General features: G+C 64.6%; 13 protein-coding genes. 10 read left to right on the plus strand and 3 right to left on the minus strand.

Features of this window, described 5'->3' with window-relative positions; all coding sequences use genetic code 11:
- Nucleotides 1-55 precede the first annotated feature (55 nt).
- Nucleotides 56-493, plus strand: coding sequence for an outer membrane protein assembly factor BamE (locus tag EP376_RS03615; RefSeq protein ID WP_238928563.1), 438 nt, complete (start codon nucleotides 56-58; stop codon nucleotides 491-493).
- A 30-nt stretch (nucleotides 494-523) separates the two neighbouring features.
- On the opposite strand, the gene msrB is transcribed toward EP376_RS03615, so the two are convergent.
- Nucleotides 524-916 carry a peptide-methionine (R)-S-oxide reductase MsrB gene (gene msrB, locus EP376_RS03620; protein WP_127654160.1) on the minus strand — a complete coding sequence of 131 codons (393 nt, stop codon included), beginning with the start codon at nucleotides 914-916 and terminating at the stop codon, nucleotides 524-526.
- Nucleotides 917-984: 68 nt separating this feature from the next.
- Here msrB and EP376_RS03625 point away from each other — a divergent pair, with 68 nt between their 5' ends.
- Together EP376_RS03625 and EP376_RS03630 are read left to right on the plus strand one after the other, a co-directional pair.
- A complete protein-coding gene (locus EP376_RS03625; RefSeq protein ID WP_127654161.1) occupies nucleotides 985-1,749 on the plus strand; it encodes a GNAT family N-acetyltransferase in 765 nt (254 codons plus the stop codon).
- A gap of 41 nt (nucleotides 1,750-1,790) precedes the next feature.
- Nucleotides 1,791-3,605 (plus strand): ABC-F family ATP-binding cassette domain-containing protein, encoded by a 1,815-nt coding sequence (locus tag EP376_RS03630; protein ID WP_127654162.1) that lies wholly within the window; start codon nucleotides 1,791-1,793, stop codon nucleotides 3,603-3,605.
- 46 nt (nucleotides 3,606-3,651) lie between these two features.
- Here the strand turns inward: EP376_RS03630 and EP376_RS03635 are convergent, their stop codons facing one another.
- Nucleotides 3,652-4,656: a Fe(3+) ABC transporter substrate-binding protein gene (locus EP376_RS03635; protein WP_127654163.1), complete on the minus strand. Its 1,005-nt coding sequence runs from the start codon at nucleotides 4,654-4,656 to the stop codon at nucleotides 3,652-3,654.
- Between the two features lie 79 nt (nucleotides 4,657-4,735).
- Nucleotides 4,736-5,581: a nucleoside triphosphate pyrophosphohydrolase gene (gene mazG / locus EP376_RS03640; protein WP_127654164.1), complete on the minus strand. Its 846-nt coding sequence runs from the start codon at nucleotides 5,579-5,581 to the stop codon at nucleotides 4,736-4,738.
- Between the two features lie 62 nt (nucleotides 5,582-5,643).
- Here mazG and EP376_RS03645 point away from each other — a divergent pair, with 62 nt between their 5' ends.
- From EP376_RS03645 to EP376_RS03675, 7 genes are all read left to right on the plus strand, one after another.
- Complete coding sequence (locus EP376_RS03645; RefSeq protein WP_127654165.1) at nucleotides 5,644-6,801, plus strand: M20 aminoacylase family protein; 1,158 nt, start codon at nucleotides 5,644-5,646, stop codon at nucleotides 6,799-6,801.
- Between the two features lie 40 nt (nucleotides 6,802-6,841).
- Entirely contained in the window at nucleotides 6,842-8,215 is a 1,374-nt protein-coding gene (locus tag EP376_RS03650; protein WP_127654166.1) for an aminotransferase, read from the plus strand.
- Nucleotides 8,215-9,174: an agmatinase gene (speB, locus tag EP376_RS03655; protein WP_127654167.1), complete on the plus strand. Its 960-nt coding sequence runs from the start codon at nucleotides 8,215-8,217 to the stop codon at nucleotides 9,172-9,174. The genes EP376_RS03650 and speB overlap by 1 nt, the downstream gene beginning before the upstream one ends.
- The gene (locus tag EP376_RS03660) at nucleotides 9,171-9,641 is read left to right on the plus strand and encodes a DUF1499 domain-containing protein (protein ID WP_127654168.1); all 471 of its coding nucleotides are present in this window, start codon (nucleotides 9,171-9,173) and stop codon (nucleotides 9,639-9,641) included. The genes speB and EP376_RS03660 overlap by 4 nt, the downstream gene beginning before the upstream one ends.
- 31 nt (nucleotides 9,642-9,672) lie before the next feature.
- Nucleotides 9,673-10,728: a peptide chain release factor 1 gene (prfA, locus tag EP376_RS03665; RefSeq protein ID WP_127654169.1), complete on the plus strand. Its 1,056-nt coding sequence runs from the start codon at nucleotides 9,673-9,675 to the stop codon at nucleotides 10,726-10,728.
- Nucleotides 10,725-11,573: a peptide chain release factor N(5)-glutamine methyltransferase gene (gene prmC, locus EP376_RS03670; protein WP_127654170.1), complete on the plus strand. Its 849-nt coding sequence runs from the start codon at nucleotides 10,725-10,727 to the stop codon at nucleotides 11,571-11,573. Before prfA ends, prmC begins: the two co-directional genes overlap by 4 nt.
- Before the next feature lie 273 nt (nucleotides 11,574-11,846).
- Entirely contained in the window at nucleotides 11,847-12,527 is a 681-nt protein-coding gene (locus EP376_RS03675; RefSeq protein ID WP_127654171.1) for a DUF4167 domain-containing protein, read from the plus strand.
- The last annotated feature ends 3 nt before the right edge of the window (nucleotides 12,528-12,530 follow it).

Below are 12,530 nucleotides of genomic sequence, written 5' to 3' on the forward strand. Positions count from 1 at the left end.
GGCGGCGCGACAGGTGGAAATATCGGGCACCCGACCGATGCGGAGCAGGGGCCGCATGGTCATTCTCGCCGGCGCACTGTCGATTGCGACTGCCTGTGCCCCAACATTTCAGAACCACGGCTATATTCCGTTCGAGGAGGACCTGGCCCAGATCGCCGTCGGTGTGGACACACGCGAAAGCGTGGTGGCCGCCGTCGGATCGCCGACCTCGACCGGGGTCAGCGGGTCGGACGCCTTCTACTACGTGTCCAGCCGGTTCCGGCATTTCGCCTTCTTCGCGCCCGAAGAGATCAACCGCGAGGTTCTGGCGATCTCCTTCACCGAGGCGGGCGTCGTGCGCAATATCGAACGCTTCGGCCTCGAGGACGGGCGCGTCGTCGTCCTGTCGCGCAGGGTCACAGACGACAACCTGCCGGATACGACCTTCCTCGGGCAACTTCTGGACAATATCGGTAATTTCGACCCGACCACCCTGATCCCCGAAGGGATCTGAGCGGCCGGCGACGAATGCGTCGAGCCCGGCCTATTCTTCGGGTTCGAAGGTCAGAGCCACGCCGTTGATGCAGTAGCGCAGGCCCGTGGGCTGCGGGCCATCGGGAAAGACATGGCCCAGATGCGCATCGCAGCGATTACAATGCACCTCGGTGCGGCGCATGAAAAAGCTGCGATCTTCCTTCTCGCCGACCATCTCGGGATCGAGGGGCTGGTAGAACGACGGCCATCCGGTTCCACTTTCGAATTTTGCCCCCTGATCGAACAGGGGCGCTCCGCAGCAGACACACATGTAGGTGCCCGGCTCTTTCGGAAAATCCTCATGGGTTCCGGCCCGCTCCGTTCCGTGTTTGCGTGTCACCTTGTAGGCTAGGTCGGACAGCTGTTCGCGCCATTCCGCTTCTGACTTAACGATCTTGTCCATCTGCTGTTATCCTCTTGCCATCTGCCTCGTATCTAGGTCGGATCGCATCTGTCGCCAACAGGGCCAGCATGACCGAACATCTCGAAAAGGGACGCTACCGGGCCAGATGGGCCAATACCGCCGCCGAGATCGAGGCGGCGATGCGCCTGCGGCATCTGTGTTTCATGGCCTCGGGCGGAGGGCAGGGCCGCGACGACGGGCTCGACCGCGACGATTTCGACGACCGGTGCCGCCATCTGCTGATCGAGGAGATCGACGGAGGGCGGCTGGTCGGATGTTGCAGGCTGATGCTGCTGCGCGACGGGACCGAGATCGGATCAAGCTATTCGGCGCAGTATTACGAATTGTCGCGGCTGTCGGGCTATGGCGCCCCGATGCTGGAACTGGGGCGCTTCTGCATTCACCCCGGGATCCTCGATCCCGATATCCTGCGGATGGCCTGGGCCGCGCTGACGCGGCTTGTCGATGCCGAGGGCGTCGAGCTGATCTTTGGTTGTTCGTCCTTCGCCGGAACTGAAACGGACCGCTATCTCGATGCCTTCGGATTGCTGAGCGATCGCCACGTCGCGCCGCGCCGCTGGTTGCCGCGGGTCAAGGCGCCGCGGGTGTTCCGCTTTGCCGAAACCCTGCGCCGCGCACATCATGAGACCGACCGGAAATCCGGCCTGCAACGGATGCCGCCACTTCTGCGGTCCTACCTCGCGATGGGCGGCTGGGTCAGCGATCACGCGGTCGTGGATACCGATCTGAACACGCTCCACGTGTTCACCGGGCTCGAGATCCGGTCGATCCCGGAGGCGCGGGCCCGCGCGCTCAGGCTCGTGGCGACATAGCCCACCTTGCGCCCGGCGCCTGCGCGGTCTAGCTCCCGGTCATGGCACGCGCACCCCTTCTTCAACTGACCGACATTTCCCTGACCTTCGGCGGGGATCCCGTATTCGATGACCTGTCCCTCGCCGTCCAGAGCGGAGAGAGGATCGCGCTTGTCGGGCGAAATGGTTCTGGCAAATCCACGCTGATGAAGGTGATGGCCGGTCTGGTCGAGCCTGACCGCGGCACGCGGGTCGTCTCGCCGGGGACGGGCGTGGGCTACATGGAACAGGATCCCGACATGTCGGGATCGGTGACCCTGGGCGATTTCGCGGCCCGCGATCTTGATCCCGGGGAGGCCTACAAGATCGAGATCGCGGCCGAGGGCCTGAAATTCGACCCTTCCCGCGAGGTTTCCGTCGCCTCCGGCGGAGAGCGTCGCCGCGCGGCATTGGCGCGGCTGATGGCGCAGGCGCCCGATCTGATGCTGCTGGACGAGCCGACGAACCACCTCGATATCGAGGCGATCGGCTGGCTCGAGGGGCAATTGTCGGAAACCCGCGCGGCCTTTGTCCTGATCAGCCACGACAGGGCGTTCCTGCGGGCGCTGACGCGCAGCACGCTCTGGATCGATCGTGGCGCGGTGCGCCGGCGGGATGCCGGGTTCGACGGGTTCGAGGAGTGGCGCGACAAGGTCTGGGAAGACGAGGATACCGCCCGCCACAAGCTGAACCGCAAGATCAAGGCCGAGGCCCGCTGGGCCGTCGAAGGCATCAGCGCCCGGCGCAAGCGCAACATGGGCCGGGTGCGGGCGCTGCACGAGCTGCGCGCTGAACGCGCCGCCCAGATCAAGCGGCAGGGTGCGGCGGCGCTGAGCTTCGAGGCCGGTCAGAAATCGGGCCGCAAGGTGATCGAGGCCAAGGGCCTTTCCAAGACTTTCGGCGGGCAGAAGATCGTAACCGATTTCACGCTGACCGTGCAGCGCGGCGACCGGGTGGCCTTTGTCGGCCCCAACGGCGTCGGCAAGACGACGCTGATCCGAATGCTGCTGGGCCAGCTGGAGCCCGACGCGGGGCAGGTGACCCACGGCACCAACCTCGATATCGCGGTGTTCGATCAGTCGCGCAGCGCGCTCGACCCGGAGATGAGCCTGTGGGATTCGCTCGTGGGCGATCCGGCGATGCGGGTGTCGGGCAAGGCCGATCAGGTCATGGTGCGGGGCACGCCGCGCCACGTGGTGGGCTATCTGAAGGATTTCCTGTTTGACGAATCGCGTGCCCGTGCGCCCGTGCGGTCGCTCTCGGGCGGTGAAAAGGCGCGGCTCCTGCTGGCGCGGCTGATGGCGCAGCCATCGAACCTTCTGGTTCTCGACGAACCGACCAACGATCTGGATATCGAAACGCTCGATCTGTTGCAGGACATCCTCGGGGAATATGACGGGACGGTGCTTCTGGTCAGCCACGACCGGGATTTCCTCGACCGCACGGCGACCACGACGGTCGCGATGGAGGGCAATGGCCGCGCCGTTGTCTATGCAGGGGGCTGGTCTGACTACCGTACGCAGCGCGGCGAGGTTGAGGAAAAACCTGAAGAACGCCCCGCAAGTCATTCACCAAAAACGGAAAAATATACATCTAAGGTCGAGAAAAAGCCCTCCCTCAGCTTTACGGAAAAGCACCGCCTGGCCGCCTTGCCCGACGAGATCGCCCGTCTCGAGGCCGAGATTGCAAAGCTTGGTGACCTGCTTTCCGATCCCCAATTGTTCTCGCGTGAGCCGGTCAAGTTCAAGAAGGCCACCGAGGCGCTGACCGAGCGGCAGGCAAAACTTGCCGCCGCCGAAGAGGAGTGGCTCCTTCTCGAGGAAAAGGCCGAAGGCTGATCCAGCCTCCGGCCCTTTGGGTTCTCACGCAGGCCGGCGACCGGCCTCAGCCGTCGAAATTCACCTCTTCCATGATCCGCAGCGCCACGCCGCGCTGATCGGCAATCTCGGCCAGATCGGCTGTGTCGGGCTCGAAGCTGCCCCATCCGGCCACGATGTCCGACACTTCGGCCTCTTCGAGGACGGGATACTCATAGTTCTCTTGCGCATAGATCTCCTGCGCCTCGGGCGAGACGAGAAATTCCATCAACTGCAGCGCCTCGTCGCGGTTCGGCGCGGCCTTGGTCATCGCGATGCCCGAGACATTCACATGGGTTCCGCCGTTCTCGAACGTCGGAAAGACGATGCGCACGGAATTCGCCCATTCCGTCTGTTCCGGATCCTCGAGCATCTGGCCCATGTAATAGGTGTTGCCGAGCGAGATATCGCATTCCCCGGCCCAGATCGCGCGCACTTGCGCGCGGTCGTTGCCTTCGGGCTTGCGGGCAAGGTTCTCGCGCACGCCGGCGGCCCACTCGCGGGCATAATCCTCGCCGTGATGCGCGACCATCGCGCCCAGAAGGGCAAGGTTGTAGTTGTGAACGCCCGAGCGGGTGCAGATCCGGCCGTCCCAAGTGTCGGAGGCCAGATCCTCATAAGTCGTGACCTCGCCTTCGGCCACGCGATCTTTCGAGGCATAAACGATCCGCGCCCGTTCCGTCAGCGCGAACCACAGGTTGTCTGGGCTGCGCAGCTCGGCCGGGACGGCAGCGGTCAGAACCGCGCTCTCGACGGGCTGGATCACATCCGCCTCGACGATCTGGCGCAGGTTGGCGATATCCACTGTCATGACCAGATCGGCGGGGGAGCGGGCCCCTTCGGCGCGCAAACGCTCGACGATGCCGCCATCGACAAAGGCCAGGTTCACCGCGATGCCGGTGGCCTCGGTGAAGGCATCCATCACCGGCTGAACCAGCTCGGGCTGACGGGTCGTATAGATGTTGACGTCGGCCGTGGCGGGGGCGGCGGCGCAGAGGGCGGTGCCTGCAAGAAGGGCGAGGCTCGGTTTCATGGATTGCTCCGTTGAACGTGTTGCGAGTATCATGGGATAAATCTGAGTATTTTTGTCAGGTCAATGATCGATTTCGTCGTCAGGCCTTTCGATCCGCCTTGTCGAGGGCGCGTGCGGCGTTCCAGATTGCGTCCATCTCGGCCAGATCGCTTTGCGCCGGAGTTTTGCCGCGCTTGCCAAGTTCGCGCTCTATATACCTGAAACGGCGTGTGAATTTTGCGTTTGCGGCGCGCAAGGCCGCCTCGGGTTCGACGCCGAGATGCCGTGCGAGGTTCGCCACGACGAACAGCAGATCGCCCATCTCCTCGAAGATGGCGTCCGCGTCGCCGGTCTCACGGGCGTCGGCGATTTCGCGCGCTTCTTCGGTCACCTTGTCGAGCACCTGATCGATCTCGGGCCAGTCAAAGCCGACCCGCGCCGCCCGTTTCTGAAGCTTGTGCGCCCGCAACAGGGCCGGAAGGCCGATCGCCACCCCGTCGAGCACGCCAGCCTGATCCTTGCCCGCGCGTTCCGCGGCCTTGATCGCCTCCCAGTCGCGGGTCTGCTGTTCGGCGCTTTTCTCGCGGCTTTTCGATCCAAAGACATGCGGATGCCGGGACACCATCTTGTCGGATATGGCGCGGGCCACACTGGCAAAGCTGAAATGCCCGGCCTCTTCGCCCATCTGCGTGTGATAGACGGTCTGGAGCAGCAGATCGCCCAACTCGCCCTCAAGTTCGGGCCAGTCCTCGCGTTCGATCGCATCGGCCACCTCGTAGGCCTCTTCGATCGTATAGGGCGCGATGGAGCGGAAATCCTGTTCGATGTCCCACGGGCAGCCGGTCTCGGGGTCGCGCAGGCAGGCCATGATGTGGCGCAGCCGCGCCATCTGGACCTCGGCGTCGTCTGAGGTGTCGTGGATCAGGGGGGCGGTCGGGTCGGACATGGCACTTGCTCTCGGCTTTGGTCGGGTGCAAGCCTGACCCCCGTCCGAAGGGGAGTCCAGCCATGCCCGTGATCAATTCCATCGCCGCCCAGTCGGCCGAACTCGCCCATTGGCGCCGCGACATGCATCGCTGGCCCGAGATCGGCCATGAGTGCCACCAGACCGCGCGTTTCGTGGCCGCGCGGCTGCGCGAATTCGGGGTCGACGAGATTCGCGAAGGGATCGCCGGGACGGGGATCGTGGCGCTGATCCACGGGCATGATGCCGGGCCCGCCATCGGTCTGCGGGCGGATATGGACGCGCTGCCCATGGACGAAGAAACGGGTCTGGAACATGCCTCGCAGGTGCCCGGCGCGATGCATGGCTGTGGCCATGACGGGCATAGCGTGATGCTTCTGGGTGCGGCCCGGTATCTGGCGCAGACGCGCAATTTCGCGGGCACGGCCGTCCTGATCTTTCAGCCCGCCGAAGAAGAGGGGACGGGCGCTGCCGCGATGCTGGCCTCTGGCGTGTTCGACGATATCGACCTGCGCGAGATCTATGCGCTGCACAACTTTCCGGGCATGCCCGCCGGTCATTTCTCGACGACGAAAGGGCCGATCATGGCGGCGGTCGACACGTTCGAAATCCATGTCGACGGGCAGGGCGGTCACGGGGCCAAGCCGCACGAGACGACCGATCCGGTCATTGCCGCCTGCGCGATCGTGCAGGCGCTGCAAACCATCGTGAGCCGCAATATCCACGCGCTCGAAAAGGTGGTGCTGTCGGTCACGCAGATCCACAGTGGCAGCGCCGACAACGTGATCCCGTCACATGCATGGATCAACGGCACCGTGCGCAGCTTCGACAGGGGCGTGCAGGAGACGGTGCGGCGCAGGATGGCCGAGGTCGTGGCCGGGCAGGCGGCGAGTTTCGGCGTCACGGCGCGGCTCGACTATGTTCCTGGCGAGCCCGCGGCAATCAACGACCCCGACTGCGCGACCTTCGCGGCCCATGTCGCGGCCCAGGTCGGGCAGGCCGAGATTCGCGAGGCGCCCGAGATGTGGGGCGAGGATTTCTCTCATTTTCTCGATCGTATTCCCGGCGCCTTTGTCTTTGTCGGCAATGGCGACAGCGCAGCGCTGCATCATCCAAGCTATGATTTCAACGACGAGACAGCGCCTTTCGGCGCCTCGTTCTTTGCCCGGATGATCGAAGAGACCCTGCCGTTGCGCGGCTGACCGCTTGACCTTGGCCGGCGACGGGGGCCATCTGGCGCACATGACTAATCTTCCACTGTCGCGCCTCGATCAGGCGCATGCGCTTCACCCCTGGACCCATTTCGACAGCTTCACCCGTGACGGCCCAAAGGTCATCGTTCGGGGCGAAGGATGCTGGCTGTGGGACGAGGGGGGCGACCGCTATCTTGATGCGGTGGGCGGCCTGTGGTGCACCAATATCGGGCTGGGCCGCGACGAGATGGCCGAGGCCATCGCCGATCAGGCGCGGCAACTCGCCTTCAGTTCGACCTTCGTCGATCTGTCGAACGATCCCGCCGCGCGGCTGGCCGCGAAGCTGGCCGAACTGGCGCCCGGCGATCTGAACCGGGTGCATTTCACCACCGGCGGATCGACGGCCATAGATTCGGCCTACAGGCTGGCCCAGTACGTTCAGGCGGCACGGGGCTTCGAGGGGCGCACCCATGTGATCGCGCGGGATAATTCCTATCACGGCTCGACCTTCATCTCGATGTCGATCGGGCTGCGCGACGGCGACCGGGTGCCGGGTTTCACCTATGAGGACGACACGATCCACCACCTCAGCGCGCCGAGCCTCTATCGCAGGCCGCAGGGCATGGAAGGGGGCGATCTGACCGCCCATCTGGTGGCCGAGTTCGAGGCGAAGATCGCCGAGATCGGGGCAGAGCGGATCGCGGCCTTCTTTGCCGAGCCGATCCAGGCCTCGGGCGGGGTTCTGGTGCCGCCGCCTGCCTACCTGGCTGCGATGGCCGCGGTGTGCCGGCGGCACGGCATCCTCTTCGTCGCAGACGAGGTCGTGACGGGCTTTGGTCGTCTGGGCCACTGGTTCGCGAGTGAGGATGTCTATGGCGTCGTGCCCGACATCATCTGCTGCGCCAAGGGGTTGAGCTCTGGCTATCAACCCATTGGCGCAGTACTGTTTTCCGATCAGATCTGGTCCGATATGCAGGGGCAGGAGTGGTTCACCTCCGGGTTCACCTATTCGGGCCACCCGGTCGCCTGTGCGGCGGCGCTGAAGAACATCGAGATCATCGAACGCGAGGATATCCTTGCCCGCGCCATCCGGGCCGGCCGCCGCTTTCAGGAGGGGCTGGCGACCCTGTCGGACCTGCCCATCGTGGGCGACGTCAGGGGCCATACTCTGATCGGCTGCGTCGAGAACGTTGCCGACAAGGCGACGGGCAGGCCCTTCGGCGACGATGTCGATATCGGCAAGCGCGTCTCCGATGCGGCCGAGGCGCGCGGCGTCATGGTGCGGCCGCTTGGCGCGCTGAATGTGATGTCGCCGGCCCTTGTGATTTCGGATGAAGAGATAGATCTGATCGTGACGGGGTTGCGCGGTGCGATCCGGGATGTGACCGATGCGCTGGTGCGTGACGGGGTAAGGATCGGCTGATGGCTCTGGAAGATGCGAAAGCGCAGGTCGATCAGGCCTTTACGCGCGATGACCTGAAGGGGCTCTCGTTCGAGAACACCTTCGGAGGGGCGACCTCCTTTCTTCGGCGGCGATATTCCAAGGATCTCGCCGGGGTCGATCTTGTCGTGACCGGCGTGCCCTTCGATCAGGCCGTGACGAACCGTCCCGGAACGCGCTTCGGCCCCCGCGCGATCCGCGAGGCCAGCGCGCTTCAGACGTATGATCCGCCCTATGGCTGGGGCTTCGATCCGCTGTCCGATTTCGCGATCGTCGACTACGGCGATCTGGCCTTCGACTATGCCGATGTCGCGGCGTTTCCCGCGACGCTCGAGGCGCATATCGCGGGGATCATCGGGGCAGGCCCGGGGACGATCACGCTGGGGGGCGATCACTCGATCACCCTTCCGATCCTGAAGGCCTATGCCGCGAAGTTCGGGCCGCTGGGTGTTGTCCAGTTCGACGCGCATTCCGACCTCTGGCCCGATGACGACATGAACCGGATCGATCACGGCACCTTCATGTACAAGGCGGTGAAGCTGGGTCTGGTCGATCCCGCGCGATCGGTTCAGGTGGGCATCCGCACCGAATGCGCCGATTACCTTGGCGTCGAATTCATCGACGCGCGCACCGTTCACGAACAGGGCCCGGGATGGACAGGTGCCCGCATCCGCGAGATCGCGGGCGACGGGCCCAGCTATCTGACGTTCGATATCGACTGCCTCGATCCGGCCTTTGCGCCGGGGACCGGGACGCCGGTCTGGGGCGGTCTGGCCTCATGGCAGGCCGCCGCGATCCTGCGCGATATCGCGGTCATCAACCTTGTCGGAGGTGACGTGGTCGAGGTCTCTCCGCCTTACGACACCACCGGTGCCACCGCCATTGCCGGGGCGCATGTCGCCACCGAAATCCTGTGTCTCTACTGCTGGAACAATCGATGAAAACTCTTGGTATCATTATCCTGTTGATCATTGTTGTGACCTTGGCGATGGCATTGTGGTTCAGGCTTGCCCCGTCGCGCGAGGCAGAGTGGCACGTGGATGTGGCGGCCCCGGGGTTCCAGCCGGGCGAGAGATGGGCAGCCTTCTGCCCCGCACCCGGCAGCCGTTGGGCCACGAGCGGCGAGCCCGATCTTGAACGGATGCGTCAGATCGCGATGGACTGGCCCCGCACCGAATTGGCCTTCGGGCAGCCGGAAACGGAATTGATGACCTTCATCACGCGGTCCCGCCTTATGGGGTTTCCCGATTACACGACCGTGGGTATCCGCGACGGCCAGCTGTGCATGGTGGCGCGGCAGCGGTTCGGGCTCGAAGACCTCGGCGTGAATGCCGCGCGTCTGAGCGCATGGTCCAAGGCCTATCTCGGCACCGAAGAGGCGCCCGATCTGGGCTGGCCCGAGACTTGACGCGGGGCCGGGCCTGCGCGAAGGCAAGGTCATGATACAGGACGCCACGCTCGATCAGATCATCCAGAGGTTTCAATACCTCGAGGCCAAGCTCTCCGGCGGTGTGCCCGGGAACGAGATCGCAGGCATCACCCGCGAATATTCCGATCTGCGCCCCGTGGTCGAGACGATCGGCAACTTTCGGTCGCTGGTCGACGAGGTGGCCGAGACCGAGGCGATGCTCTCCGACCCCGAGATGCGGGGGCTGGCCGAAGAAGAGCTTCCCGATCTGCGCGACAGGCTGCGGGCAGCGGAGGCCGCGCTGAAGCTGGCGCTTCTGCCCCGCGACGAGGCTGATGCCCGTCCCGCCATCATCGAGATCAGGCCGGGCACGGGCGGCGACGAGGCCGCCCTGTTCGCCTCGGATCTCCTGCGCATGTATCAGCGCTATTGCGAGGCCCGCGGCTGGCAGTTCGACGTGATCGAGGAGCAATGGACAGAGCTTGGCGGGCTCAAGGAAGTGATCGCCCGCATCTCGGGAGACAACGTCTTCGCGCGGCTGAAATTCGAATCCGGTGTCCACCGGGTTCAGCGCGTGCCCGAGACGGAATCGGGCGGGCGCATCCACACGTCCGCCGCGACCGTCGCGGTTCTGCCCGAGGCCGAGAATGTCGATATCGACATCCCCGCAAGCGACATTCGCATCGACACGATGCGATCCTCGGGCGCGGGGGGCCAGCACGTGAACACGACCGATTCCGCCGTGCGCATCACCCATATTCCGACCGGTATCGTCGTCACCTCCAGCCAGAAAAGCCAGCATCGCAACCGCGAACTGGCGATGGATGTGCTCAAGTCGCGGCTCTACGATCTCGAGCGGAGCCGAATCGACGGCGAACGCTCTGCCGACCGGCGCGCTCAGGTGGGGTCGGGCGACCGGTCCGAGCGGGTCCGCACCTACAATTTCCCGCAAGGCCGGATGACGGATCACAGGATCAATCTGACGCTTTATAAACTCGATGCGATCCTGCAAGGTGATCTCGACGAAATCATCGATGCGCTTCAGACCGAGGCGCAGGCCCGGCAACTCGCGGAGATGGAAGCATGAACCTGACAGCGAATGTCGCCCTGGCGGAGGCCACGCAAAGATTGCTCGCGGCAGGCGTTCCCGATGCCGCGCGCGATGCGCGCAGGCTGCTGTCCCATGCCGTGGGGGTGGAGCCTGGGCGCCTGACGCTCCTGCTGTCGGAACCCGTCGATCCGGACGCGCTCGCCAGTTTTCGCGGACTGATCGATCTGCGGGCCGAACGGCGCCCGGTGTCACATCTGATCGGGCACCGGTCCTTCTATGGCCGTGATTTCCTCGTGACGCCGGACGTGCTCGATCCGCGCCCCGAGACCGAGATCCTAATCGAGGCCGCGCTGGCCGTGCCTTTTGGTCACGTGCTCGACCTTGGGACAGGCTCGGGCTGTATCCTGCTGACTTTGCTGGACGAGATGCCCGATTCCGAAGGAACCGGGGTCGACATCTCCCCCCATGCCATCGGCGTGACCGAGGCCAATGCCCGGGCGCTGGGGCTGGAGGATCGCTGCCACGCGATCGTGTCAGACTGGGTGTCCGAGATCGAGGGCGTGTTCGACCTGATCGTCGCCAATCCGCCCTATATCTCGCGCGCCGAGATGGAGGAGCTGGAACCCGAAGTCCGCGACTTCGAGCCGCGACTGGCCCTGACCGACGAGGCCGATGGGCTCGCCTGCTATCGCACCATCTTTTCCTCGATCGGGCCGCACCTGACCGAAACCGGCCGCGTCATCGTCGAGATCGGCCCCGATCAGGCCGATGATGTCACCGCGATCGCCGCGATCCGGGGCTTTGACGTCATCGCCGTGATTCCCGATCTCGATGGCCGTGACCGGGTCATCGTCGCAAGCTGGAGCGACATTCCCTTCTAGGGTCTGCGGCTTCGGGGTTGCAGCCCCGCCATGGCGTGACAATTCAAGGGAATTTTTGCTTGCCCTCGGGGCAGAGCCGTGATTAGTCATTATCAGCCAAAGGGGCGAGGGCGCTTTTTGCTCCCCCAGGTATGCCGCCAGATCACAGCTAGATCGACGACGAAACAGAGCACGCGTATGGCGTGCCCGAAATGGCAAAGCAGGGACGCAGCCATCATCCCGATGTGACCGATGTCACCGGGCAGCAATCTTCAAAACTGGACAGACAGTTACATGAGATCATCCAAGTCACGGTCGCGGAACAAGAACCGCAACAACCGCCCCTCGGGCGGCAATATCATCAACCGGGTTTTCGACAGTTCCGGTCCCGAGGGCAAAGTGCGCGGCACGCCTCAGCAAATCATCGAGAAATACAATCAGCTGCATCGTGACGCGCAGCTGTCGGGTGATCGCGTGAATGCCGAGAACTATGCCCAGCATGCCGAGCATTACACCCGCCTTCTGGCCAGCGCCCAGAAAGAGGTCGAACGCCAGCGCCTTGATCAGGAGCAGGCCAACCGCGACCGCCAGGCAGAGCGTGACCGCGAACGTCAGGCCCGTCTGAAGACGCAGGAAGAGGTCGCCAATGGCGGGGAGGACAACGCGCCTCACCGCGACGAAGAACCCCAACCTGCCCAGTCCGAGCAGGAACAGAAGCCCGCGCCGCAGAAACGCGCGCGCAAACCCCGCCGCCAGCCAGAGCCTCAGCCCGATCCGGGCTCCTCTGAGCAGCCGGATGTCGATCTGGGTATCAGCTCGGTCGGCTTCCTTCAGGCCGATGACGGCGACAGCGGTCTGGTCGAGACGCCCGAGGAAAAGGCCGCCGAAGCGGAGCGCAAGCCCCGCAAACCGCGTGCCCGCAAGCCAAAGGCCGACAGCGCCGCCGATGAAGGACCGGCCGAGGCCGCCGAATAGGCG

Source organism: Alexandriicola marinus (assembly GCF_004000435.1).
GTDB classification, from domain to species: Bacteria; Pseudomonadota; Alphaproteobacteria; order Rhodobacterales; family Rhodobacteraceae; genus Alexandriicola; species Alexandriicola marinus.

What these genes read in the sequence shown, in the direction of transcription:
- EP376_RS03660 (WP_127654168.1), top strand. Translation starts at nt 9,171, where the DNA reads ATGAAAACTCTTGGTATCATTATCCTGTTGATCATTGTTGTGACCTTG.
- EP376_RS03635 (WP_127654163.1), bottom strand. Translation starts at nt 4,656, where the DNA reads ATGAAACCGAGCCTCGCCCTTCTTGCAGGCACCGCCCTCTGCGCCGCC.
- prmC (WP_127654170.1), top strand. Translation starts at nt 10,725, where the DNA reads ATGAACCTGACAGCGAATGTCGCCCTGGCGGAGGCCACGCAAAGATTG.
- EP376_RS03645 (WP_127654165.1), top strand. Translation starts at nt 5,644, where the DNA reads ATGCCCGTGATCAATTCCATCGCCGCCCAGTCGGCCGAACTCGCCCAT.
- EP376_RS03630 (WP_127654162.1), top strand. Translation starts at nt 1,791, where the DNA reads ATGGCACGCGCACCCCTTCTTCAACTGACCGACATTTCCCTGACCTTC.
- EP376_RS03650 (WP_127654166.1), top strand. Translation starts at nt 6,842, where the DNA reads ATGACTAATCTTCCACTGTCGCGCCTCGATCAGGCGCATGCGCTTCAC.
- EP376_RS03625 (WP_127654161.1), top strand. Translation starts at nt 985, where the DNA reads ATGACCGAACATCTCGAAAAGGGACGCTACCGGGCCAGATGGGCCAAT.
- EP376_RS03675 (WP_127654171.1), top strand. Translation starts at nt 11,847, where the DNA reads ATGAGATCATCCAAGTCACGGTCGCGGAACAAGAACCGCAACAACCGC.
- speB (WP_127654167.1), top strand. Translation starts at nt 8,215, where the DNA reads ATGGCTCTGGAAGATGCGAAAGCGCAGGTCGATCAGGCCTTTACGCGC.
- prfA (WP_127654169.1), top strand. Translation starts at nt 9,673, where the DNA reads ATGATACAGGACGCCACGCTCGATCAGATCATCCAGAGGTTTCAATAC.
- mazG (WP_127654164.1), bottom strand. Translation starts at nt 5,581, where the DNA reads ATGTCCGACCCGACCGCCCCCCTGATCCACGACACCTCAGACGACGCC.
- msrB (WP_127654160.1), bottom strand. Translation starts at nt 916, where the DNA reads ATGGACAAGATCGTTAAGTCAGAAGCGGAATGGCGCGAACAGCTGTCC.
- EP376_RS03615 (WP_238928563.1), top strand. Translation starts at nt 56, where the DNA reads ATGGTCATTCTCGCCGGCGCACTGTCGATTGCGACTGCCTGTGCCCCA.